The 23275-nt window shown below is 44.9% G+C and carries 20 protein-coding genes and 1 other annotated feature; of the genes, 14 read left to right on the top strand and 6 right to left on the bottom strand.

Features of this window, described 5'->3' with window-relative positions; genetic code table 11:
• The first annotated feature begins 331 nt into the window (after positions 1 to 331).
• The 3 genes from MKX71_RS15460 to MKX71_RS15450 all read left to right on the top strand — a co-directional run bounded on the left by MKX71_RS15460 (position 332) and on the right by MKX71_RS15450 (position 3935).
• A complete protein-coding gene (locus MKX71_RS15460) occupies positions 332 to 667 on the top strand; it encodes a DUF4257 domain-containing protein (RefSeq protein ID WP_003246114.1) in 336 nt (111 codons plus the stop codon).
• Between the two features lie 102 nt (positions 668 to 769).
• Positions 770 to 984 (top strand) — a binding site (T-box leader).
• 109 nt (positions 985 to 1093) lie between these two features.
• Positions 1094 to 3508 (top strand): leucine--tRNA ligase, encoded by a 2415-nt coding sequence (gene leuS, locus MKX71_RS15455; RefSeq protein ID WP_003246072.1) that lies wholly within the window; start codon positions 1094 to 1096, stop codon positions 3506 to 3508.
• 115 nt (positions 3509 to 3623) lie between these two features.
• Positions 3624 to 3935 carry a rhodanese-like domain-containing protein gene (locus tag MKX71_RS15450; RefSeq protein ID WP_004398993.1) on the top strand — a complete coding sequence of 104 codons (312 nt, stop codon included), beginning with the start codon at positions 3624 to 3626 and terminating at the stop codon, positions 3933 to 3935.
• 21 nt (positions 3936 to 3956) lie between these two features.
• Here MKX71_RS15450 and melA read toward each other — a convergent pair whose 3' ends face one another.
• Genes melA through MKX71_RS15425 form a run of 5 tightly spaced genes read right to left on the bottom strand, consistent with a single transcriptional unit; the run spans position 3957 to position 9354 of the window.
• The gene (gene melA, locus MKX71_RS15445) at positions 3957 to 5255 is read right to left on the bottom strand and encodes an alpha-galactosidase MelA (RefSeq protein WP_003246000.1); all 1299 of its coding nucleotides are present in this window, start codon (positions 5253 to 5255) and stop codon (positions 3957 to 3959) included.
• 19 nt (positions 5256 to 5274) lie between these two features.
• Complete coding sequence (locus MKX71_RS15440; protein WP_029318281.1) at positions 5275 to 6105, bottom strand: carbohydrate ABC transporter permease; 831 nt, start codon at positions 6103 to 6105, stop codon at positions 5275 to 5277.
• The gene (locus MKX71_RS15435) at positions 6102 to 7013 is read right to left on the bottom strand and encodes a sugar ABC transporter permease (protein ID WP_029318280.1); all 912 of its coding nucleotides are present in this window, start codon (positions 7011 to 7013) and stop codon (positions 6102 to 6104) included. Before MKX71_RS15435 ends, MKX71_RS15440 begins: the two co-directional genes overlap by 4 nt.
• The gene (locus MKX71_RS15430; protein WP_032730360.1) at positions 7006 to 8286 is read right to left on the bottom strand and encodes an ABC transporter substrate-binding protein; all 1281 of its coding nucleotides are present in this window, start codon (positions 8284 to 8286) and stop codon (positions 7006 to 7008) included. Before MKX71_RS15430 ends, MKX71_RS15435 begins: the two co-directional genes overlap by 8 nt.
• 33 nt (positions 8287 to 8319) lie before the next feature.
• Entirely contained in the window at positions 8320 to 9354 is a 1035-nt protein-coding gene (locus MKX71_RS15425) for a LacI family DNA-binding transcriptional regulator (protein ID WP_015251411.1), read from the bottom strand.
• 217 nt (positions 9355 to 9571) lie between these two features.
• Here MKX71_RS15425 and MKX71_RS15420 point away from each other — a divergent pair, with 217 nt between their 5' ends.
• From MKX71_RS15420 to MKX71_RS15370, 11 genes are all read left to right on the top strand, one after another.
• The gene (locus tag MKX71_RS15420) at positions 9572 to 10471 is read left to right on the top strand and encodes an alpha/beta hydrolase (protein WP_327847037.1); all 900 of its coding nucleotides are present in this window, start codon (positions 9572 to 9574) and stop codon (positions 10469 to 10471) included.
• Between the two features lie 209 nt (positions 10472 to 10680).
• Positions 10681 to 11457: a 6-carboxyhexanoate--CoA ligase gene (bioW, locus tag MKX71_RS15415; protein WP_167408372.1), complete on the top strand. Its 777-nt coding sequence runs from the start codon at positions 10681 to 10683 to the stop codon at positions 11455 to 11457.
• On the top strand, positions 11447 to 12793 hold the full coding sequence (bioA, locus tag MKX71_RS15410; protein ID WP_086344216.1) for an adenosylmethionine--8-amino-7-oxononanoate transaminase: 1347 nt from the start codon (positions 11447 to 11449) through the stop codon (positions 12791 to 12793). Before bioW ends, bioA begins: the two co-directional genes overlap by 11 nt.
• A complete protein-coding gene (bioF, locus tag MKX71_RS15405) occupies positions 12783 to 13952 on the top strand; it encodes an 8-amino-7-oxononanoate synthase (RefSeq protein WP_339231294.1) in 1170 nt (389 codons plus the stop codon). The genes bioA and bioF overlap by 11 nt, the downstream gene beginning before the upstream one ends.
• Positions 13949 to 14644: a dethiobiotin synthase gene (gene bioD / locus MKX71_RS15400; protein WP_015251416.1), complete on the top strand. Its 696-nt coding sequence runs from the start codon at positions 13949 to 13951 to the stop codon at positions 14642 to 14644. The genes bioF and bioD overlap by 4 nt, the downstream gene beginning before the upstream one ends.
• A 2-nt stretch (positions 14645 to 14646) precedes the next feature.
• Entirely contained in the window at positions 14647 to 15654 is a 1008-nt protein-coding gene (gene bioB / locus MKX71_RS15395; protein ID WP_017695470.1) for a biotin synthase BioB, read from the top strand.
• A 68-nt stretch (positions 15655 to 15722) separates the two neighbouring features.
• Positions 15723 to 16910 (top strand): biotin biosynthesis cytochrome P450, encoded by a 1188-nt coding sequence (gene bioI / locus MKX71_RS15390; RefSeq protein ID WP_339231293.1) that lies wholly within the window; start codon positions 15723 to 15725, stop codon positions 16908 to 16910.
• A 76-nt stretch (positions 16911 to 16986) separates the two neighbouring features.
• Positions 16987 to 17748 carry an NAD(P)-dependent oxidoreductase gene (locus MKX71_RS15385; RefSeq protein ID WP_041351158.1) on the top strand — a complete coding sequence of 254 codons (762 nt, stop codon included), beginning with the start codon at positions 16987 to 16989 and terminating at the stop codon, positions 17746 to 17748.
• A gap of 205 nt (positions 17749 to 17953) precedes the next feature.
• Positions 17954 to 18814, top strand: a complete 861-nt coding sequence (locus tag MKX71_RS15380; RefSeq protein WP_015251420.1) for a carbohydrate ABC transporter permease — start codon at positions 17954 to 17956, stop codon at positions 18812 to 18814.
• 24 nt (positions 18815 to 18838) lie between these two features.
• A complete protein-coding gene (locus MKX71_RS15375; protein WP_044052476.1) occupies positions 18839 to 20335 on the top strand; it encodes an extracellular solute-binding protein in 1497 nt (498 codons plus the stop codon).
• A gap of 31 nt (positions 20336 to 20366) precedes the next feature.
• Positions 20367 to 20813, top strand: coding sequence for a hypothetical protein (locus MKX71_RS15370; RefSeq protein ID WP_339231291.1), 447 nt, complete (start codon positions 20367 to 20369; stop codon positions 20811 to 20813).
• Here the strand turns inward: MKX71_RS15370 and MKX71_RS15365 are convergent.
• On the bottom strand, positions 20751 to 23069 hold the full coding sequence (locus tag MKX71_RS15365) for a helix-turn-helix domain-containing protein (protein WP_144528892.1): 2319 nt from the start codon (positions 23067 to 23069) through the stop codon (positions 20751 to 20753). The two genes, MKX71_RS15370 and MKX71_RS15365, sit on opposite strands and share 63 nt — an antisense overlap.
• Between the last annotated feature and the right edge of the window lie 206 nt (positions 23070 to 23275).

Genomic DNA, 23275 nt, shown 5'->3' with positions numbered 1-23275 from the left:
TAACCGTAGCACAACACATGTTCTGATTCAAGCAAGTGCAGTTTGTTGTTTGTCATTAGGGCTTGTCCTCGTATACACTAAAAATAAGAACAGAATTTGAACATATGAACGGAAAGGTTTTCTACATGCTAAATAGGTGACTAGGTCAATGTCACTGGGTGAAAAATGAATCCAATGCATCAAGCTTACCGATCATGTGTTCACATATAATGGAAGAAACAAGCTTTTTACAGATTTGCCGGTATGTAGATATCGAAAATCATCGGAATCGTTTAAGGGGGCTGGATGGCCTGAAGTCGCTTTACGAAATAAGGGCTTTAGGAAGGTGATGATGAAGATGCTGCATCAGGTACTCATTGCTTGTGTAATTGGAGGAATCATGGGGATTCTCGGTCATGTGAAAAAGAGAGGCAGGCTGGAGAAGCCCAGAATGACGAAGCGGTTTATCTACCTTGGATTTTTGGAAGATTGGTTTATCGGCATGACGGCTTCCATTTTACTTGTATTATCCGCTGACCCCGATTCAGGAATTCAACTTGTCATCTTATCCATTATCTCAGGCTACGGCGGTGAAGCTGTTCTCAGAAGTTTTGACTTTGTGAGAGAACTGAACAGCGGCGGCGAACCGGCCGAGTCCAAACGTCAAACCAAAACTCCACCCGAATAATTGTCCTCAATCTCCGCCCGTTCAGGGTACATTCCCATTGTATACAAACCTGCTTGCACTTATGAACAGAATTCTATAAAATACAGTTAGATTACGGTTGCGATAAGAACAATGAAGAGGAGCAGTAAGAAACAGATATTGTTGCAGAGAGTTGACGGCTGGTGAAAGTCAATCAAGTTTGTTTCCGAACTCACCTCAGAGTTGCAGCGGTGAAAAGCCGCTGACGCATAACTGCGTTAAAAGTATCAAGTGAGTGCGGCGTATGCCGCGCTAACGAGGGTGGTACCGCGGGAAAACGAAAGTCTCTCGTCCCTTTTTGGGATGAGGGAGTTTTTTTTAGTTTGGGAATATTCTGAATATAATCCTCTCCTTCCCGTCAATACTTGAACCATACACGCCGTATTCAATCAGAAGGAGGTTTTTACTTTGAGTTTTCAGCACAAAGAGATAGAAAAGAAATGGCAGACATATTGGCTTGAAAACAAAACATTTGCCACTCTTGATAATAATGAAAAACAAAAATTTTACGCGCTGGACATGTTTCCTTATCCGTCTGGAGCTGGGTTGCACGTCGGCCATCCTGAAGGATATACAGCTACGGATATTCTGTCCCGCATGAAGCGCATGCAGGGCTATGATGTCCTTCATCCAATGGGCTGGGACGCATTCGGCCTGCCAGCTGAACAGTACGCGCTTGACACAGGGAACGACCCCGCTGTGTTTACGAAGCAGAATATTGATAACTTCCGCCGCCAAATTCAAGCGCTTGGCTTCTCATATGACTGGGATCGCGAAATCAATACGACTGACCCTGAATACTATAAATGGACGCAATGGATTTTCTTAAAGCTATACGAAAAAGGCCTTGCTTACGTTGACGAAGTGCCTGTAAACTGGTGCCCTGCGCTCGGTACGGTTCTTGCCAACGAAGAAGTCATTGACGGCAAGAGCGAACGCGGCGGCCATCCGGTAGAGAGACGCCCAATGAAGCAGTGGATGCTGAAAATCACCGCTTATGCGGACAGGCTCCTTGAGGACTTGGAAGAGCTTGATTGGCCGGAAAGCATTAAAGATATGCAGCGCAACTGGATCGGCCGTTCGGAAGGCGCTCACGTTCATTTTGCTATAGATGGACATGATGATTCCTTTACGGTGTTTACAACAAGACCAGATACGCTGTTTGGCGCTACATACACTGTCCTTGCCCCGGAACACGCATTGGTGGAAAACATCACAACGGCAGAGCAAAAAGAAGCTGTTGAAGCTTATATCAAAGAAATTCAATCAAAGAGTGACCTAGAACGCACAGATCTTGCGAAAACAAAGACAGGCGTATTTACAGGAGCGTATGCGATCAATCCTGTAAACGGAGAAAAACTGCCGATTTGGATTGCGGATTATGTTCTTGCATCATACGGAACAGGTGCTGTCATGGCAGTTCCTGGACACGATGAGCGTGATTTTGAATTCGCCAAAACATTCGGCCTTCCGGTGAAGGAAGTCGTAAAAGGCGGGAACGTTGAGGAAGCAGCCTATACTGGCGACGGCGAGCACGTGAACTCTGATTTCCTGAACGGCCTTCACAAACAGGAAGCGATTGAGAAAGTGATCGCTTGGCTGGAAGAAACGAAAAACGGTGAGAAGAAAGTGACGTACCGTCTTCGTGACTGGCTCTTCAGCCGCCAGCGTTATTGGGGCGAGCCGATTCCGGTCATTCATTGGGAAGACGGAACGTCAACAGCTGTCCCTGAAGAGGAGCTGCCGCTGATTTTGCCGAAAACGGATGAAATCAAACCGAGCGGAACGGGCGAATCACCGCTTGCGAACATTAAAGAGTGGGTGGAAGTCACAGACCCTGAGACAGGGAAAAAAGGAAGAAGAGAAACGAATACAATGCCGCAATGGGCGGGAAGCTGCTGGTATTTCTTGCGCTATATTGATCCGCACAATCCGGATCAGCTGGCATCACCAGAAAAATTGGAAAAATGGCTTCCGGTCGATATGTATATCGGCGGTGCAGAGCATGCCGTGCTTCACCTTCTGTATGCCCGCTTCTGGCATAAGTTCCTTTATGATATCGGCGTAGTGCCGACGAAAGAACCGTTCCAAAAGCTGTACAACCAAGGAATGATTCTCGGTGAAAATAACGAAAAAATGAGTAAATCTAAAGGGAACGTTGTCAACCCTGACGAAATCGTGGCCTCTCACGGTGCTGATACGCTGAGATTGTACGAAATGTTCATGGGACCTCTTGATGCTTCAATCGCCTGGTCTGAATCAGGATTAGACGGTGCGCGCCGTTTCCTTGACCGTGTATGGCGCCTATTTATTGAAGACAGCGGTGAGCTTAATGGAAAAATCGTTGAAGGCGCGGGTGAAACATTGGAGCGCGTCTATCATGAAACGGTCATGAAAGTCACAGACCATTATGAAGGCCTTCGTTTCAACACGGGTATTTCCCAGCTGATGGTCTTTATTAATGAAGCTTATAAAGCAACAGAACTGCCGAAAGAATATATGGAAGGCTTCGTGAAGCTTCTTTCTCCTGTCGCGCCACACTTAGCGGAAGAGCTATGGGAGAAGCTTGGCCATTCCGGCACAATTGCCTACGAAGCTTGGCCTGTATATGATGAAACAAAACTTGTGGATGATGAAGTTGAAATCGTTGTTCAGCTGAACGGAAAAGTAAAAGCGAAATTACAGGTTCCTGCCGATGCAACGAAAGAACAGCTGGAACAGCTTGCTCAAGCAGATGAAAAGGTCAAAGAGCAGCTTGAAGGCAAAACGATTCGGAAAATCATCGCAGTGCCTGGGAAGCTTGTCAATATTGTGGCAAACTAAGCCTAGAAAAAATCCCCTTTGCCAAAAGGGGATTTTTTTCATCAGTCTCAGAATGGCAATCGTTCAGCTGACTTTGATATACTGAACATGATCACTGTGAATAGGAGTGTTTTCTTTGGAAATAAAAGAAATCAGCACAGCCGCTTTGAAAGAAAAAATTGAGGCGGACGAAGAATTATATTTAATTGATGTCAGAGAAGATGAAGAGGTAGCGGAAGGCATGATCCCGCAAGCCGTTCATATTCGCATGGGGGATATTCCTGAAAAAATGGAAACCCTTGATAAAGACAAAGAGTACGTATTTATCTGCCGCTCAGGAATGCGCAGCATGAACGTCTGCAAGTACCTGGATGAGCAAGGCTTTAAAACAGTCAATGTTGAAGGCGGCATGATGGCCTGGGAAGGCGAAACAAAACCAAAAAACTAGGGGAGAGCGGTCCCCTAGTTTTTATTTGTATTCCGGAAGCCAATCGCCGTGTGCTGCAAATAAATCGTCGCACATGGAGATGATGTCCTTCATGGAAAGCTCCGCGCTTGTATGCGGATCAAGCATTGCAGCTTGGTAAACCGCTTCTTTTTTCCGTGTGACAGCCGCTTCGATTGTCATCAGCTGTGTATTAATATTCGTCCGGTTTAAGGCGGCAAGCTGCTCAGGCAGTTCTCCGGCGAAGCACGGTGTAATTTTTTTTCTGTCGGCGACGCATGTCACTTCCACAACCGCTTTTGAAGGAAGGTTGGTGATCAGCCCTGTATTCAAGACGTTTCCTCCGAAGGTGAATGGTTCGTTTGTTTCCATTGCTTCTATAATTCTTGAACCATATTCCTTTGAGCGTTCGTGCGTAAGGTTTTTATTATTGACGATATCATCCCGCATTTTCTCCCAATTTTCAATTTGCTTGACGCACCTTCTCGGATATTCGTCGAGCGGGATTTGCAGCTCGCTGATCAGTTCAGGGTAATTCCGTTTAATAAAGTATGGGTGATACTCTGCGTTATGTTCGGACGATTCCGTGACATAATAGCCGAACTTATCCATTAATTCAAACCGCACCATATCATGATGCTTTGTTTTTTGTTTTTCTTTCGCTCTCCTTTTGATTTCTGGATATAAATCTGTGCCGTCTTTTTTGACTTCCAAAAGCCAAGCCATATGATTGATTCCTGCGATGCGTTCCTCAATTCCGTCATGCTCCATTCCGAGAGCTTTAAATAAATCCTTCGTGCACACTTGAACACTGTGGCAGAGCCCGATTGTTTTGATATTGGTATAGCGGAGCATGGCGCCTGTAAGGGTGGCCATTGGATTTGTATAGTTTAAGAACCATGCGTCAGGGCACATTTCCTCCATATCTTTTGCGATATCAAATAAGACCGGGATTGTTCTGAGAGATCTGAATATCCCGCCGATGCCGACTGTATCGGCGATCGTCTGGCGCAGCCCATACCGTTTAGGAATCTCGAAATCGATGACTGTGCTCGGTTTGTATCCTCCAACCTGAATCGCATTGATGACATAGCCTGCGTTTTGCAAGGCGAGTTTTCTGTCATCATAGCTGTTGATGGCCACACTTGGGTTATAACGGTCTCTTAGATTTTCGAGCATGAGCTGGGATTCCTGCAGGCGTTTGGGATCAATGTCGTAAAGAGCGAACTCAAATCCATTCAGTGCCTCTGTTAACAGGCAGTCTCCCAAAACATTTTTGGCGAAAATCGTGCTCCCTGCACCGATAAATGTAATCTTTTTCATATTGCTTCCTCCTTTAATGTTAACCCTTTACCGCTCCGGAAGACAGGCCGGCAATAAAGTATTTTTGCAGCGCCAAAAACAGAACAACCATCGGCAGCATTGCCATAAGTGCCGCTGCGGCAACTAAATGAAGGTTGTTTGCGTTTTCTCCGAAAAAACCTGCCATGGCTACTGTTAATGTCTGAACCTTTTGATCTTGTAAAAAGAAAATGGCAAATTGATAGTCGTTCCAAATAAAGACACAAGAAATAATACAGATGGTCGCAGTGATCGGCTTCAGGAGAGGAAACACAATCGTAAAAAAGATTTTCAGCATGCCTGCGCCGTCAATTCTTGCGGCTTCTTCAAGCTCTTTTGGAATGGTCGATCGGATAAAGCCTGAATATAAGAATACGGTTAACGGCATGTAAGCCGCTGTATTGATGAAAATGGCGATTGCGTGTGTATTGACCATTCCGGCGTCCACGACCATTCGGTACAAAGGAACCATGGACGTTAACGGAGGGATGATCATAATGGAAATCAACAAGACAAAAACAGCTTTATTCAGTTTCGTTTCCCGCCGGGCAAGCGGGTAGGCGGCGAGTGAGCCGAATATAATTAATAACAAGGCAGAAAAACCTGTGATGATCATGGTGTTTATAAAAGAGTTTCCTAGCGAAGCGCGCTCCCACGCCTCTGAAAAATTATGAAAGGAGATGTCGGATGGAAATATCCATTTCGAACTGTAGTCTCCTTTTGCTTTCAATGAAGTGGTCAGCAGGATATAAAAAGGAATAAAATGCGCACAGGCCACAATGGCTGCAAGAAGTGTAATGATCCGCATGCTTTTTGTACGGGCGGCTCTCATGACATTTCCGTCTCCTTTCTTTTAAAGTACGCAAGCGCGCAAAAGCTGATGATCAAAATGACAAATGCCATAAATATGCCTTGCGTTGCGGCATAGCCGGCATCCTGCCGTTTGAAATACAAATCATACATAAACGTGGACATGGATTGTGACGCATTTCCGGGGCCGCCGGCGGTGAGTGCAATGATGACGTCAAACAGCTTTAAGCCTCCGATAATGTTGATGACCATATTAATGGTAATGGAGGGCATTAACAGCGGCAGCGTGATGGTAAAAAACTGCTGGCCTTGTTTCGCGCCATCCATTTGCGCCGCTTCATAGTAATCTCTTGGAATGCTTTGCAGACCGGCTAAGTAGACAACCATAGCGATCCCGACATATTGATAGGTGTTAATCATGACAATGATCCATGGATTGAGCGATGGACTGGCGAGCGCATTAATAGGGCTGATGCCGAAGACCCCGAGCAAATCGTTGAGCGCGCCTCCGTCATAGGAGAAGAAAAAGTACCAAATGTAGCCCATAATGAGCGGGCTGATCATCACCGGCAAATACACAATTGTTCTTGTTACCGCTTTCGTTTTAATGCTTTGATTTAAGAGCAGAGCGTACAGAAGCCCGACCACATTTTGAAAAAAAGTGCTGCCAAGCCCGTAAAGCAGAGTGTTTTTTAAGATGTGCCAAGTGTCAGGATCAGAAAACAGCCTTTCATATTGCGCGAATCCAACCCATTGGTAGACTTGTGAAAAGCCGTTCCAGTTTGTAAAGGTAATCAATGTGCCTTTCACAAACGGATAAATCATAAAGACCAGAACGGAGAGCAAAGCAGGAATGTACATCCACCAAAGTGAGGACTGCTTTTTTGGCTTAACCTGTTTCACATGAACGTCCCTTGCGATCTCACTCATTGTTTTCAGCTCCCTGTATTTCCGATTGCTCCCGGAGTCGTTTATATTCTCTTCCCAGCTTCTGCGAAATGTCTTGAGGCGCCAAAATGTCAGCCGCGAGCTCCTGCCCAACCGTGCCTAGGACATCCCACATTCCGTTTGGCAAGTATAAACGGTCGAAGTAAGGCTCGACTTTGACATCTTGATAATGCTCATAATCGTTTGCGTAGAAAATATCAGCTTTCACATTGGTCAGCCCTGAAGGAAGCGATGTGGCTTCAGCCATTTGTTTGGCATTGGCCGGGCGGGCCATAAATGCGATAAAATCTTTTGCCTCTTTTAATTGAGGCGAATCTTTCCATGCTGCAAGGGTGTAGCGTTCACCGCCGATCCATATCGGGTCATCACCGGGATGGATGGCAGGTGTCGGGATAATGCCGACCTTGACGTTCGGGTTGATCTGGGCAACGTCTTGGCCGAGTGTGCCGCCTTGCATTGTAAAGGCGATTTTGTTTTGGGCCATTAATTCAATGAGCTGTGATTTTTTTGCCGTGACGGCGTCGATATTGATCAATTTTTCTTTCTGCATTTGTTTGAGGATTTCTGATAAATAAGTGAATTTACTCCATTGAAAAGTGCCGTTGATGAGCTGTTTTTTTTCATTATGGGCAGGGTCTGTGATGAGAAGAGGTGTAGCGAATTGGTCGTAATATTGAGCGAATGAGCTTTTGTCATAGCCGGCAAACCAGAAGGGAACAATGCTTCCCTTGCTCTTTTCTTTAATCGTTCTCAGTGCTTTGATAAAGTCATCCATGGTTTCCGGCGGAGCAATGCCGTAACGGTCTAAAATATTGCGGTTATACGCCAGACCGTCTTTTGCCTGATTGATCGGATAGGCATACACCTTTCCGCTTTTATTTTTGAGGATGCTGTTTAAATTGGGATCAAGATCTTGAGTCCATTCCATATCCCGGAGATCGGCTGTATATTCACCGTACCTGATTTTCCCCCAGCCATGTGTATCGAATAGATCTGGCAAATCATTGGCCGCCATTCTGACACGCATCATATTTTCATAGTCATTGCCTGGGAAATGAAGGCTGACATGAATGTCACTGTGTTCCTTTTCGAATGCTGCCGCTAGTTTTCTGAACGTATCTCTTTCACTGTCGGTTGACATTGTAGAATAAATGGTTAACGTCTTTTTTGCGGTATCTGCTGAGCTTTTCTCTGCTGAACACCCGGGCAGAACAAGCAGAATAAAAGAGAGAAATAAAACAAAAGTGTGTTTCATCTTTTCCTCCTTATCATCATGATGAATCTTTGCTTATGTCACCTCCTTTGCTATACATCCGCAGCTTTGTCTTACAATTAATGTTGTGGGCAGGGTGACATGGTGAGGAAGCGTTCGGCCATTGAGACGGTCAAGCAGCAGTTTTACGCCTGTCCGGCCCATTTCCTCTGTGTATACCTTCACCGTCGTTAAAGGCGTGCTGGCAAATTCAGCTTCCTCAATGCCGTTAAAGCTGACGATTGCAGTATCCCGCGGCACTTGCAGTCCGGCTTCCTGCAGCGCTTTTAATGCGCCGATCGCCATAGAATCACTGGCAATAAAGAATGCTTCCGGCAGATGGCCTTGATCGATTGCTTTCTTCATCAGGCGATAGCCCTCACGCATGCTGTATTCTCCGATCAGCACATGCTCAGGCTGGGGGGCGGCTGACTCCAAAAAAGCGGTCAGGCGTTTATCTTCAATCGTTCTGCGAATGCTTTGGCCGTCCTTCAGCGTATGCTCTTTTTCTTGTCCGCCAATGTAGCCTAACCGTTTGTAGCCTAAGTCGAAAAGGTGATCAATCGCCTGGCGTGAAGCCGATTCAAAATCGATGCCAATCGAATCGTATGCTTGCGGATCTGGTGAATGATTGATAAATACGGCATGCTCCAGCCTCCCGCTGATATGCTTAACCGCTTCATCATGAACACGGCCGATGACAATGACACCATCCAATTCCCGAAAGATATGTTCCTGAAAGGAGCCGAGATGAATCGAATTTGTAATGAAAATTTCCTGTTCAAAGCATTCCTTTTCAATCCCTTTCCGAATGGAAGAAAAATAAGGGTCCTGCCTTTCCTGATCAGGGGACAGACAGCTCAGCACACCGATCAGCGGCTGAGCCCGCTGTTTTTGCCCGCGGGATTTTCGGCGTTTGGCAACGGTTTGATAACCAAGCTCTTCAGCGATGTTGATGACTCTTTGTCTCGTTTCGCCCGCAACAGAAAGCGACTCATCTTCATTTAAAATTCTGGACACAGTTGCGCTGGAAACTTTAGCTTTCAAGGCGATATCTTTAATACGAACCATGGGTATCCCTCTCATCTATTTAGTAAAATATTAACTCATCTGTTTTTGATAAATTGATACTATCATATGAAAGTAAGCGGTTACAATAATTGTTTTCGGAATATTTCGTTATATTTACTAAATATTTAGTAAATGATGTGATTTATGTTGGAAAAATAAAGGGGAACCCAGATCTGTCTCGTAAATGTGAAGTAAGCGAATAAGGAAGGGTGATGGGATGAGAGCCGAAAGAAGAAAGCAACTGTTTCGATTGCTTGGAGATTTGCCTGATCGGAGGCCAATCAGTGTTGAGACATTACGTATTGAAGAAAGAGAAGAAAATATTGTTGAAACGCTCCTGCTCGATTTAAATGGACATGAAAAGGTACCCGCTTATTTTGTGAAGCCGAAGAAAACAGAAGGACCGTGCCCAGCCGTATTGTTTCAGCATTCGCATGGGGGCCAGTATGATAGGGGAAAAAGTGAGCTGATTGAGGGAGCGGATTATTTGAAAGCGCCTTCTTTTGCTGATGAGCTTACTTCTCTCGGATACGGCGTTCTTGCGATTGATCATTGGGGATTTGGAGATCGGCGGGGGAAAGCGGAAAGTGAGATATTTAAAGAAATGCTTCTCACCGGAAAAGTGATGTGGGGGATGATGATTTATGACAGTTTAAGTGCGTTGGACTATATGCAGTCACGCTCTGATGTTCAGCCTGACAGGATCGGAACCATCGGCATGTCTATGGGAGGTTTGATGGCGTGGTGGACAGCGGCGCTCGATGACCGGATTAAGGTGTGTGTGGATTTGTGCAGCCAGGTGGATCATCATGTGCTGATCAAAACACAGAATCTTGACAGGCACGGCTTTTATTATTACGTCCCATCGCTTGCAAAGCATTTTTCCGCATCGGAGATCCAAAGCCTGATCGCGCCGCGCCCGCACCTTAGTCTTGTTGGTGTACACGACCGGTTAACGCCGGCCGAGGGCGTGGACAAAATCGAAAAAGAATTGACAGCTGTCTATGCTGGACAGGGAGCTGCTGATTGCTACCGAGTGGTCCGTTCTGCTTCTGGACATTTCGAAACAGCAGTTATGAGGCATGAAGCTGTCCGGTTTTTGCAAAAGTGGCTGTGACTGTTAAAAGAAATCGAAAAAGACCGTTTTGTGTAAAAACGGTCTTTTTGTTTCCTTTTAACCAACTGCCATAAATCGATGCTTTCTTCTATTGACAGAAACAGGAGAGAATAATATATTCTAATTGTTAACCTTAAAATATAATTGGTTAACAATTAAGGAGAGAAGCACTACACGTTCTTCAGTTATCAGTGAAAGGGCGAGAAATGATGCAAGAAGAAACTTTTTATAGTGTCAGAATGAGGGCTTCTATGAATGGGTCTCATGAAGACGGCGGAAAGCATATATCCGGCGGAGAACGGCTTATTCCTTTCCATGAGATGAAGCATACAGTCAATGCTTTATTAGAAAAAGGGTTATCCCATTCAAGAGGAAAACCTGATTTTATGCAAATTCAATTTGAAGAGGTACATGAATCGATAAAAACCATTCAGCCATTGCCTGTGCATACGAATGAAGTGAGCTGCCCGGAAGAAGGACAAAAGCTTGCCCGATTGTTATTGGAAAAAGAAGGCGTTTCACGAGACGTGATTGAAAAAGCATATGAACAAATCCCTGAATGGTCAGATGTCAGGGGTGCGGTGTTGTTTGATATTCATACAGGAAAGCGAATGGATCAAACAAAAGAAAAAGGGGTGCGGGTCTCCAGAATGGATTGGCCGGACGCTAATTTTGAAAAATGGGCGCTTCACAGTCACGTGCCAGCTCATTCAAGAATAAAAGAGGCCCTTGCGCTCGCTTCAAAGGTAAGCCGGCACCCGGCAGCCGTTGCAGAATTATGCTGGTCGGACGATCCGGATTACATAACAGGCTATGTTGCGGGTAAGAAAATGGGCTATCAGCGTATTACAGCAATGAAAGAATACGGGACTGAAGAAGGCTGCCGAGTCTTTTTTATTGATGGATCCAATGATGTAAACACGTACATACATGATCTGGAGAAGCAGCCTATTTTAATAGAGTGGGAGGAAGATTATGACTCATGATTTGATAGAAAAAAGTAAAAAGCACCTCTGGCTGCCATTTACCCAAATGAAAGATTATGATGAAAACCCCTTAATCATCGAAAGCGGGACTGGAATCAAAGTCAAAGACATAAATGGCAAGGAATACTATGACGGTTTTTCATCAGTTTGGCTTAATGTCCACGGACACCGCAAAAAAGAACTAGATAACGCCATAAAAAAACAGCTCGGAAAAATTGCGCACTCCACGTTATTGGGCATGACCAATGTTCCAGCAACCCAGCTTGCCGAAACATTAATCGACATCAGCCCAAAAAAGCTCACGCGGGTCTTTTATTCAGACAGCGGCGCAGAAGCGATGGAAATAGCCCTAAAAATGGCGTTTCAGTATTGGAAGAACATCGGGAAGCCCGAGAAACAAAAATTCATCGCAATGAAAAACGGGTATCACGGTGATACGATTGGCGCCGTCAGTGTCGGTTCAATTGAGCTTTTTCACCACGTATACGGCCCGTTGATGTTCGAGAGTTACAAGGCCCCGATTCCTTATGTGTATCGTTCTGAAAGCGGTGATCCTGATGAGTGCCGTGATCAGTGCCTCCGAGAGCTTGCACAGCTGCTTGAGGAACATCATGAGGAAATTGCCGCGCTTTCCATTGAATCAATGGTACAAGGCGCGTCCGGTATGATCGTGATGCCGGAAGGATATTTGGCAGGCGTGCGCGAGCTATGTACAACATACGATGTCTTAATGATCGTTGATGAAGTCGCTACAGGCTTTGGCCGTACAGGAAAAATGTTTGCGTGCGAGCACGAGAATGTCCAGCCTGATCTGATGGCTGCCGGTAAAGGCATTACAGGAGGCTATTTGCCAATTGCCGTTACGTTTGCCACTGAAGACATCTATAAGGCATTTTATGATGATTATGAAAACCTAAAAACCTTTTTCCATGGCCATTCCTATACAGGCAATCAGCTTGGCTGTGCGGTTGCGCTTGAAAATCTGGCATTATTTGAATCTGAAAACATTGTGGAACAAGTAGCGGAAAAAAGTAAAAAGCTCCATTTTCTTCTTCAAGATCTGCACGCTCTTCCTCATGTTGGGGATATTCGGCAGCTTGGATTTATGTGCGGTGCAGAGCTTGTCCGGTCAAAGGAAACCAAAGAACCTTACCCGGCTGATCGGCGGATTGGATACAAAGTTTCCTTAAAAATGAGAGAGTTAGGAATGCTGACAAGGCCGCTTGGGGACGTGATTGCATTTCTGCCTCCTCTCGCCAGCACAGCTGAGGAGCTCACGGAAATGGTTGCCATTATGAAACAAGCAATCCACGAGGTTACGAGCCTTGAAGATTGATTCCTGGTTGAACAAGCGGTTAGACAGAATGAAAGAAGCCGGCGTACATCGTAACCTGCGGTCAATGGATGGAGCGCCGGTTCCAGAGCGGAACATTGATGGCGAAAATCAAACGGTCTGGTCCTCAAACAATTATTTAGGGCTCGCAAGCGATAGACGTTTGATCGATGCAGCCCAAACAGCATTGCAGCAATTTGGGACAGGAAGCAGCGGTTCACGTTTAACGACAGGCAATTCGGTCTGGCATGAAAAGTTAGAAAAGAAGATTGCCAGCTTTAAACGGACAGAAGCGGCCCTGCTGTTTTCGAGCGGTTACTTGGCCAATGTCGGTCTCCTTTCATCCTTGCCAGAAAAGGAAGATGTCATTTTAAGTGACGAGCTCAATCATGCAAGTATGATCGACGGCTGCCGACTTTCTAAGGCTGATACAGTTGTTTATCGGCATATTGATATGAATGATCTTGAAAACAAGCTGAATGAAACACAGCGTTATCAGCGCCGTTTTATCGTAACAGACGGGGTATTCAGCATGGATGGCACAATCGCCCCTCTTGATCAGATCATCTCACTTGCGAAACGCTATCATGCCTTCGTGGTCGTTGATGATGCCCACGCAACAGGAGTTTTGGGCGATTCGGGAGGAGGAACGAGTGAATACTTTGGTGTTTGTCCCGACATTGTGATCGGCACCTTAAGCAAAGCTGTTGGCGCGGAAGGAGGTTTTGCGGCAGGATCAGCGGTCTTCATCGACTTTTTGCTGAACCATGCCAGAACATTTATCTTTCAAACCGCTATTCCGCCAGCCAGCTGTGCGGCTGCTCATGAGGCTTTCAACATCATTGAAGCCAGCAGGGAAAAACGACAGCTTTTATTTTCTTATATCAGTACGATCAGAACCAGTCTGATGAATATGGGGTATGTGGTGAAAGGAGATCACACACCGATTATTCCTGTAGTCATTGGCGATGCCCATAAAACGGTCATATTTGCTGAAAAACTGCAGGGCAAGGGAATTTATGCTCCTGCCATTCGGCCGCCGACCGTTGCGCCGGGTGAAAGCCGTATTCGAATTACAATCACGTCTGACCACAGTATGGGTGATATTGATGATTTGCTGAAAACATTTCATTCAATCGGAAAGGAGCTGCATATCATTTGAGGGGTTTTTTTGTGACGGGAACTGATACAGAAGTAGGGAAAACGGTTATATCCAGCGGAATCGCCGCTTTATTGCGAGAACATAATAGAGATGTCGGGGTGTATAAACCATTTTTAAGCGGGATATCGCGCCATCATCCAGATAGTGATACAAGTTTGCTGAAAGATATGTCGCAGACCAGTCTTTCTCATGAAGACATTACGCCTTTTGCCTTCAAGGCGCCGCTTGCACCATACGTTGCAGGGAAACTTGAGGGAAAGACTGTCACCATGGAAGAGGTTTTAAGCCATTGGGGGCGGATTAGAGAAAAACATGAATGCTTCATCGTAGAAGGTGCAGGCGGTATTTCTGTGCCATTGGGAGAGGACTATTTGGTCAGTCATGTCATAAAAGCGTTGCAGCTTCCCATGATTATTGTGGCGCGTCCTCGCCTTGGAACCATTAATCATACCTTTTTAACTGTCAAATATGCAGAAAGCATGGGGCTTCCAATCGCCGGAATTATCATCAATGGAATCAGTGACTCTCCTGATGAAGATGAAAAAACCAATCCTGAGATGATTGAGCGCTTATGCGGTGTGCCGATTTTAGGGGTTACGCCAAAGCTTGCCAACGTGACGAAAGAAACGGTTCTACATATGGTAAAAGACCATATCAATCTATCATTACTGATGAATCAAGTGGGGGTATGAGAATGAATCAATGGATGGAACTCGCAGACCGGGTGCTGGCTGGAGCAGAAGTGACTGACGAAGAGGCGCTTTCAATATTACATTGTCCTGATGAAGATATTTTGCTATTAATGCACGGGGCTTTTCACATCAGAAAACACTTTTACGGAAAAAAAGTAAAGCTCAATATGATTATGAATGCGAAATCTGGGCTCTGCCCGGAAAACTGCGGCTATTGTTCACAGTCTGCGATTTCGAAAGCGCCGATTGAGTCTTACCGGATGGTGAATAAGGAAACGCTGCTTGAAGGCGCGAAGCGGGCGCACGATCTGAATATCGGCACATATTGTATCGTGGCCAGCGGCAGAGGGCCGTCTAACAGAGAAGTGGATCAGGTCGTAGATGCGGTTCAGGAAATTAAAGAGACGTATGGACTGAAGATTTGTGCATGTCTTGGACTGTTGAAGCCAGAGCAGGCGAAGCGTCTCAAAGATGCCGGAGTAGACCGCTATAATCATAATTTGAATACGTCACAGAGAAACCATTCAAACATCACGACCTCACATACATACGATGACAGAGTCAATACGGTTGAAATCGCAAAAGAATCGGGGCTGTCTCCGTGTTCAGGCGCCATTATCGGGATGAAGGAGACGAAACAGGATGTCATTGACATCGCCAAAAGCTTGAAGGCTCTTGACGCCGATTCCATTCCGGTGAATTTTTTGCATGCAATTGATGGCACGCCGTTAGAAGGCGTCAACGAATTAAACCCGCTGTATTGTTTAAAAGTGCTGGCGCTGTTCCGTTTTATCAATCCATCAAAAGAAATTCGCATTTCCGGAGGAAGAGAGGTCAATCTCCGCTCATTGCAGCCATTAGGGCTTTACGCCGCAAACTCCATTTTTGTCGGAGACTACTTAACAACTGCCGGGCAAGAGGAGACGGAGGATCATAAAATGCTGAGTGATTTAGGCTTTGAAGTTGAATCAGTCGAAGAAATGAAGGCCAGTTTAAGTGCGAAAAGCTGAAAGAATCAATAAAAGCAATCGGTATGATGTCGATTGCTTTTATTTTTGAACAGAAAGGAGAAAATCACGTGACAATTGCATCATCAACTGCATCTTCTGAGTTTTTGAAAAACCCATATTCTTTTTACGACACATTGCGAGCTGTTCATCCTATCTATAAAGGGAGTTTCTTAAAATATCCGGGCTGGTATGTCACAGGATATGAAGAAACGGCTGCTATTTTGAAAGATGCGAGATTCAAAGTCCGCACCCCGCTGCCTGAGAGCTCAACCAAATATCAGGACCTTTCACATGTACAAAATCAAATGATGCTGTTTCAGAACCAGCCTGATCATAGACGATTGCGGACGCTTGCCAGCGGAGCATTTACGCCGAGAGCGACAGAGAGTTATCAGCCGTATATCATTGAAACTGTCCATCAATTGCTTGATCAAGTGCAAGGTAAAAAAAAGATGGAGGTCATTTCGGACTTTGCTTTTCCTTTAGCAAGCTGTGTCATAGCTAACATTATAGGTGTACCGGAGGAAGATAGGGAGCAATTAAAGGAGTGGGCTGGGAGTCTCATTCAAACGATTGATTTTACCCGGTCAAGAAAGGCATTAACAGAGGGCAATCATATGGCTGTGCAGGCTATGGCATATTTCAGAGAGCTGATTCAAGAGCGAAAACGCCACCCTCAACAGGATATGATCAGCATGCTCTTGAAGGGGAAAGAAAAGGATAAGCTGACGGAAGAGGAAGCGGCATCTACGTGCATATTGCTGGCGATCGCCGGACATGAGACAACGGTCAATCTCATCAGCAATTCAGTCCTTTGTCTGCTTGAGCATCCAGAACAGCTTTTGAAACTAAGAGAAAATCCAGATCTTATTGGTACCGCAGTCGAGGAATGTTTACGCTATGAAAGCCCCACGCAAATGACAGCCAGAGTTGCGTCAGAGGATATTGACATCTGCGGGGTGACGATCCGTCAAGGAGAGCAAGTCTATCTTTTGTTAGGAGCGGCTAATCGAGACCCTAGCATATTCACGAACCCCGATGTCTTCGATATTACGAGAAGTCCTAATCCGCATCTTTCATTCGGGCATGGCCATCATGTTTGCTTAGGGTCCTCGCTGGCACGATTAGAAGCGCAAATTGCGATTAACACCCTTCTGCAGCGAATGCCCAGCCTTAAGCTCGCGGATTTTGAATGGCGGTATCGACCGCTTTTTGGATTTCGGGCGCTTGAGGAGCTGCCGGTGACTTTTGAATAAGCCTAAGAATGTGAGTGCCAAAAAAGTGTCAGCCCCGCCGAAAATGGGCAATCTATAAAAAAGGGGAGTGAACATAGTGAAAAAAGTGCTGATCGCCGGCGGAAATGGTGTGATTGGGAGACTGCTTGCTGAAGGGCTTATTTCAGACTATGAAGTGACAGTGCTTGATAAAGATCATTTCGATGGCAAAGCCTCTTCCATTCAGGCTGACGCGGCAAATTATGAGGAGCTGTTGAAGAAGATTCCAAAAGATACGGATGTCATCTTGAATTTACTCGCTGTTAAAATCAAATACGATATTATGGACATCGCTGAGTTTGAAAAAATGACGGATGTTTTCTATAGGGCAAGCTATTATCTGTGCCGTGCGGCAGCGGAGCTCGGCATTCAAAAGCTCGTGTTCGCCAGCAGTAATCATGTCACAGATGTCTACGAAAAAGACGGGCGCTCGCTCTTAGGACGGGAAATCACAACAAGCGATTATCCGCTGTCAAAAAACTTGTACGGTGTATTAAAGCTGACCTCTGAACAGATCGGCCATTTGTTTTATTTGGAAAATAAGCTATCAGTAATCAACCTGCGAATCGGAACAGTCGTCACAGATGAAATGGATACGCTGCATGAAAAAGAACGGACGAAAAAGACACTGCTTTCTCACCCCGATCTGCTGTCGATTTTCAAAGCCGCCATTGAGACCAATATCCGGTACGGCACTTATTACGCCGTCTCTGATAATCCGGGCCGGCCATGGTCCATTGAATCTGCCGTGAATGAACTTGGGTTTTCGCCACAAATCAATACGGCTGAACTTCTGAACGAGGAGGAGAACGGAGCATAATCATTTTCTAAGATTATGCTCTTTTTCTTTTGTTATCGGTCTCAATTCGCGGCAGCCCCCGCCCGGCCGGGGACACTGTTCAAATGATTATAGACATGGCAATCACAGATTTGCTACATTTTAGACACGATATCGTCACATGCTGAGCTCGGTTTCCAAAATATGATAACGCTTACAAAGAGAGGTGGGAGCTATCGCACATTCACTGAAAAACCGTCTGTTTGATATGTTGATTTATGGTTTCTTGCTGATGTTCGCTTTAATATGCGTACTTCCGTTCATTCATGTCATCGCAGCATCCTTCGCCACAGTAGAAGAAGTCGTGTCGAAAACATTTATTTTAATACCGACCACTTTTTCGCTAGATGCTTATCGCTACATTTTTTCAACAGATATTATTTATAAGAGTTTGCTTGTTTCTGTGTTTGTGACAGTGATAGGCACTGCGGTCAGCATGTTTCTTTCGTCACTGATGGCTTACGGGTTATCCCGCCGTGATTTAATCGGCCGGCAGCCGCTCATGTTTCTCGTCGTATTTACGATGCTGTTTAGCGGCGGCATGATTCCGACTTTCCTTGTGGTCAAATCGCTTGGATTGCTCGATTCTTACTGGGCGCTTATTTTGCCGACAGCCATTAATGCCTTTAACCTGATCATTCTGAAAAACTTCTTTCAAAATATCCCATCAAGCCTGGAAGAGTCCGCGAAAATTGATGGGTGCAATGATCTGGGCATATTCTTTAAAATTGTGCTGCCGCTGTCTCTTCCTGCGATCGCAACGATTTCACTATTTTATGCGGTCACGTATTGGAACACGTATATGACAGCGATCTTGTACTTAAATGATTCAGCAAAATGGCCGATTCAGGTTCTTCTGCGCCAAATCGTCATTGTATCAAGCGGTATGCAGGGGGATATGTCTGAAATGGGGTCGGGCAGCCCGCCGCCTGAGCAAACCATTAAAATGGCGGTCATAGTGGTGGCGACCATCCCTGTTCTGCTTGTCTATCCGTTTATACAAAAGCATTTTGCAAAAGGAGCTTTGCTGGGATCTGTCAAAGGATAAAGAAATATGAAACGGAGGGGTACGATGGGAAACAAATGGAGGGTGCTTTTGATTGTGCTTGTACTGGCACTCGGCGGAGTGCTGGCGGGCTGTAAAGGAACTGATCAGTCTTCGGCTGAAGGCAAAGCTGGCCCAGATTCAAAGGTAAAGCTGTCTTGGATGGCGATTTTGTATCACCAGCAGCCGCCGAAAGACAGGGCGATTAAAGAAATTGAAAAGCTGACAAATACAGAACTCGACATCACCTGGGTTCCAGACGCGGTGAAAGAAGACAGGCTGAATGCAGCGCTTGCAGCCGGGAATCTTCCGCAAATCGTGACCATCCAGGATATTAAAAATTCGTCAGTCATGAATGCCTTTCGGTCAGGAATGTTTTGGGAAATCGGCGATTATATCAAGGATTATCCCAACTTAAACAAAATGAACAAACTCATTAATAAAAATGTGACAATTGACGGCAAGCTCTACGGGATATACAGAGAGCGCCCGCTTTCCAGACAGGGGATCGTCATTCGGAAGGACTGGCTGGACAATTTAAATTTGAAAACCCCGAAAACGTTGGATGAGCTTTATGAAGTGGCCAAAGCATTTACGGAGGACGACCCGGACAAGGATGGGAAAGATGATACGATCGGGCTGGCAGACCGTAATGACTTGATTTACGGCGCGTTTAAAACGATTGGCTCGTATGAAGGCATGCCGACAGATTGGAAGGAATCGGGCGGCAAATTCACGCCTGATTTCATGACACAGGAATACAAAGACACGATGAACTATATGAAAAAGCTGCGTGATAACGGGTATATGAATAAGGATTTTCCCGTCACAAGCAAAACCCAGCAGCAGGAGCTGTTTTCTCAAGGAAAAGCCGGAATTTATATTGGCAATATGGTAGATGCGGTCAATCTGCGCGACCATGCCTCTGATAAATCGATGAAGCTCGAGATCATCAACCGCATAAAAGGCCCAGATGGGAAAGAGCGGGTATGGGCATCAGGAGGCCATAACGGCGTGTTTGCTTTCCCGAAAACGAGTGTGAAAACGGAAGCTGAGCTTAAACGGATCTTGGCGTTTTTTGACCGAATTGCCGAAGAAGATGTCTATAGCCTGATGACTTATGGCATTGACGGCGTTCATTACAACAAAGGTGAGGACAAAACGTTTACACGCAAAGAAAGCCAGGTAAAAGACTGGCAGACTGATATTCAGCCGCTGTCCGCTTTAATTGCCATTGATAAAGCCTACTTAAAAAACACTGGAGATCCGCTTCGGACGGCGTACGAGGAGCTGACCGAGGACAATGAAAAGATTATCGTCTCAAACCCGGCTGAAAGCCTGTATTCCGCATCGGAGTCGGAACGGGGTGACGAACTGAAGAAAATCATTGATGACGCGACCTACAAATATATGATTGGAGACATCACAGAAAGCCAGTTCGATAAAGAAGTGGAAAAATGGGAGTCAAGCGGAGGAAAACAAATTATTCAGGAATACGAAGAAGCGTTTAAACAAGCAAAATAACATTGGAAAAACCCAAAACGCGCAAGCGGTTTTGGGTTTTTTACATGCTTCTTTTTTACATGCTTCTTTTTTACATGCTTCTTTTTTACATGCTTCTTTTTTACATGCTTCTTTTTTACATGCTTCTTTTTTACATGCTTCTTTTTTACATGCTTCTTTTTTACATGCTTCTTTTTTACATGCTTCTTTTTTACATGCTTCTTTTTTACATGCTTCTTTTTTACATGCTTCTTTTTTACATGCTTCTTTTTTACATGCTTCTTTTTTACATGCTTCTTTTTTACATGCTTCTTTTTTACATGCTTCTTTTTTACATGCTTCTTTTTTACATGCTTCTTTTTTACATGCTTCTTTTTTACATGCTTCTTTTTTACATGCTTCTTTTTTACATGCTTCTTTTTTACATGCTTCTTTTTTACATGCTTCTTTTTTGCTGGCGGTAGTTTCCCGGTGTAATCCCTTCCAGCTTCTTAAATGATCTGATGAAGTTTTGGGAGTTTTTATATTTCAGCTTTTCGGCAATGTCCTTGACCGCCATGTCGGTTTCGGCAAGCCAGCTTTTCGCCATATGATGTCGGTAGCTTGAGACATACTCGCTGAATGAAATACCCATTTCTTTTTTGAAAATGCTGCTTAAATAGTTTGGGTTGTAATGGAGCCTGCGTGCGATTTCATCCAGTGTCAATTCAGATTCAAACTCATGGTGGATGATATGAATGATGTTGTCGGAAATATTTTTGTACTGGGCATCCGCGCGGGCGTTCACTTTGTCTGTCATCGGGTCAATAAACTCATTTTTGAGCCAGTTTTCGGTATCCTCGAACGTTTTCAGCTCGAAAATCTGGTCATACAGCATTTTGTTTTCTTCAAGCTCAAACAATTCGATCCCAAGCACATGCATCAGCTCAATCACATGGTTCAAAAAACGGGCGATGGCGATTTGAAATTGATACGGGTTGGTGTTCTGGGTGAAAATGGCTTGCAAAATCGCGTGCAGGCATTTATCCGCTTTCTCCTTGTCTCCTGCTTTAACGGCATCGAACAGCTCATGCTGAAGCTGCTTTGGAAAATGGGTTTTGAAGGTTTTTTTCTGGTCAAGGTCTTCGTAAAAGATGATCGACTTGTTTTCCGCTTTAAGCCGGTATTTCAACGCTTCTGAGCCTTCCGCATAGGCTGTTTTCGCTTTTGTCAGCACATCAAACGGCTGGCTGATGCCGATGCTGACAGACAGCTGCAGCTCAGCTTCCGCTTTTTCCTGAATCATCCTTGCAGTCTCATTCAGCTCAGCTATGAATTCTTCTTTTGTCCCGCTTTGGTTGATCAAAATCGTCGCCTGCTGTTTGTCAACTACGGCGGGGGCAAGATGTTTGTCCGTCGGGATGCTGCGCTCAATCAGGCTGTTGACGGCAAACAAAAGCAGATCCATATCTTTTTTCTCATAAGGCGTATGATTCAGTGTGTCAATTTGGAGCACAAGCAAGGCAAGGTGTCGCCAATTTTGCTTTAAACCGAGGCTTTCAAAACGGTTATCAACCTCCTCATCCGTCAGTTTTCCGAGCATAAGCCTGACCATAAAATATTGCTGCAGGTGAGTGGCCTGCTGCTTCATCGTTTCTTCAAGGTCGTCATTTCTGTCCTTCAGCTGCTTAAAGCTCTGTTCAATTAACTCAAATTCATTTTGAGGAGGCTGTTGTTTCTCTTGTATGGCTCCATGTCTTGCGAATGATTCGTAAAGCACCCTGATCGGCTTGTAAAAATGGCGGGAGCCCAGCCAGGAGAACAATAATGAAAGCGTTAACAAAATAAGGCATACTGCAAAAGTGATCCAGCCGATTGATTTGGCTTCTTTTTTTAGCTCAGGCAGGGAAACGAGAGAAAAATAAGTCCATGTATTATAGTCAGATTTTTGATAGGTGACTTTATAATGAATCCGGTTAATAACTGTTTCAAACTGTCCGCTATTGGCGGTTTGCGCCAGCACTTTTTGGACAAAGCCGTCGTTATGAAGAGTTTCACCAACGTCAGACATATTGTTATGAAGGATGATGCGGCCTTTTTCATCGATGATAAACAGGTTGTTGGCGTTTGAATAGCCAGGCATATTTTTGACAAGCGAGCAGCTCGGGATGCTTGCGGCGGCCAATCCCTTTGTATTTGTGCTGTTCAAAGGAAGCTGCTTAATTAAATTGATATTGTAGCGGCAGTTTTCTGATGTGCCTTCTTTGGTTGAAATCAAATGATTGTTTTCCTCAAGCGTCCAATAGGAACGGCTCGCTTTGTGTTTCGTGTATGCTGAGGCTGCTTCATGAAGAGTATCTGTATTCAAACGGTACAAACCAGAATTGTTCATGTACCATTTTTTCGTATAACTGACTAACGTCATGTTGGACAGATCGGTATCAAAGCTTTGCAGATAATTGAGCTCTTGGTTCACTTGGTTATAGATTTGGAATTGGTCTGAGTGCAAAGGCTCGGACAATGTGCGAAGGAGAGGCGGCGAACTCACATAGTGGGTTAAAGAGTGATCGACGGTTTTCAATATATGCTCGATGCTTTGCTGGGTCTGCTGGAGTGTGTCGAATTTTTCCTCTGAAACGTTGGAAATAGCCGTTTTCTGAGAGTGCTCGTACGAAAACAATCCGACCAAAATAACCGGAATGGTGCTGAGCAGGCAGAAAAACGTAATCAGTTTGTAGTAAAACTTGTATTGGCTTCTTTTCATAAAACCCCCCATTTCATAACATCCACTTCACCTTAATACAATTAATCCAAAGATTGATAGATATTGTCAATAATCATTTTCTAATATCGGTGTCTTTTTTTCAGGTGGACCTCCTGAACCTTTGATTATAAAGGGATAAAACAGGATGTGATCATATGATTGTAGACGGACTTTTACCTCTGCGCTACAGTGAATGCAAGAACCCGTGAAAGGAGGCT

The organism is Bacillus sp. FSL M8-0071, assembly GCF_037975455.1.
In the GTDB taxonomy this organism is placed as follows: Bacteria; Bacillota; Bacilli; order Bacillales; family Bacillaceae; genus Bacillus; species Bacillus subtilis.
This window is presented reverse-complemented; position numbering and strand designations above follow the sequence as displayed.

Coding starts and splice junctions, on each gene's coding strand:
- MKX71_RS15375 (WP_044052476.1), top strand. CDS start 18,839: ATGGGAAACAAATGGAGGGTGCTTTTGATTGTGCTTGTACTGGCACTC.
- MKX71_RS15430 (WP_032730360.1), bottom strand. CDS start 8,286: ATGAAACACACTTTTGTTTTATTTCTCTCTTTTATTCTGCTTGTTCTG.
- MKX71_RS15440 (WP_029318281.1), bottom strand. CDS start 6,105: ATGAGAGCCGCCCGTACAAAAAGCATGCGGATCATTACACTTCTTGCA.
- bioW (WP_167408372.1), top strand. CDS start 10,681: ATGCAAGAAGAAACTTTTTATAGTGTCAGAATGAGGGCTTCTATGAAT.
- bioB (WP_017695470.1), top strand. CDS start 14,647: ATGAATCAATGGATGGAACTCGCAGACCGGGTGCTGGCTGGAGCAGAA.
- melA (WP_003246000.1), bottom strand. CDS start 5,255: ATGAAAAAGATTACATTTATCGGTGCAGGGAGCACGATTTTCGCCAAA.
- MKX71_RS15435 (WP_029318280.1), bottom strand. CDS start 7,013: ATGAGTGAGATCGCAAGGGACGTTCATGTGAAACAGGTTAAGCCAAAA.
- MKX71_RS15425 (WP_015251411.1), bottom strand. CDS start 9,354: ATGGTTCGTATTAAAGATATCGCCTTGAAAGCTAAAGTTTCCAGCGCA.
- MKX71_RS15365 (WP_144528892.1), bottom strand. CDS start 23,069: ATGGGGGGTTTTATGAAAAGAAGCCAATACAAGTTTTACTACAAACTG.
- bioA (WP_086344216.1), top strand. CDS start 11,447: ATGACTCATGATTTGATAGAAAAAAGTAAAAAGCACCTCTGGCTGCCA.
- MKX71_RS15460 (WP_003246114.1), top strand. CDS start 332: ATGAAGATGCTGCATCAGGTACTCATTGCTTGTGTAATTGGAGGAATC.
- MKX71_RS15420 (WP_327847037.1), top strand. CDS start 9,572: ATGAGAGCCGAAAGAAGAAAGCAACTGTTTCGATTGCTTGGAGATTTG.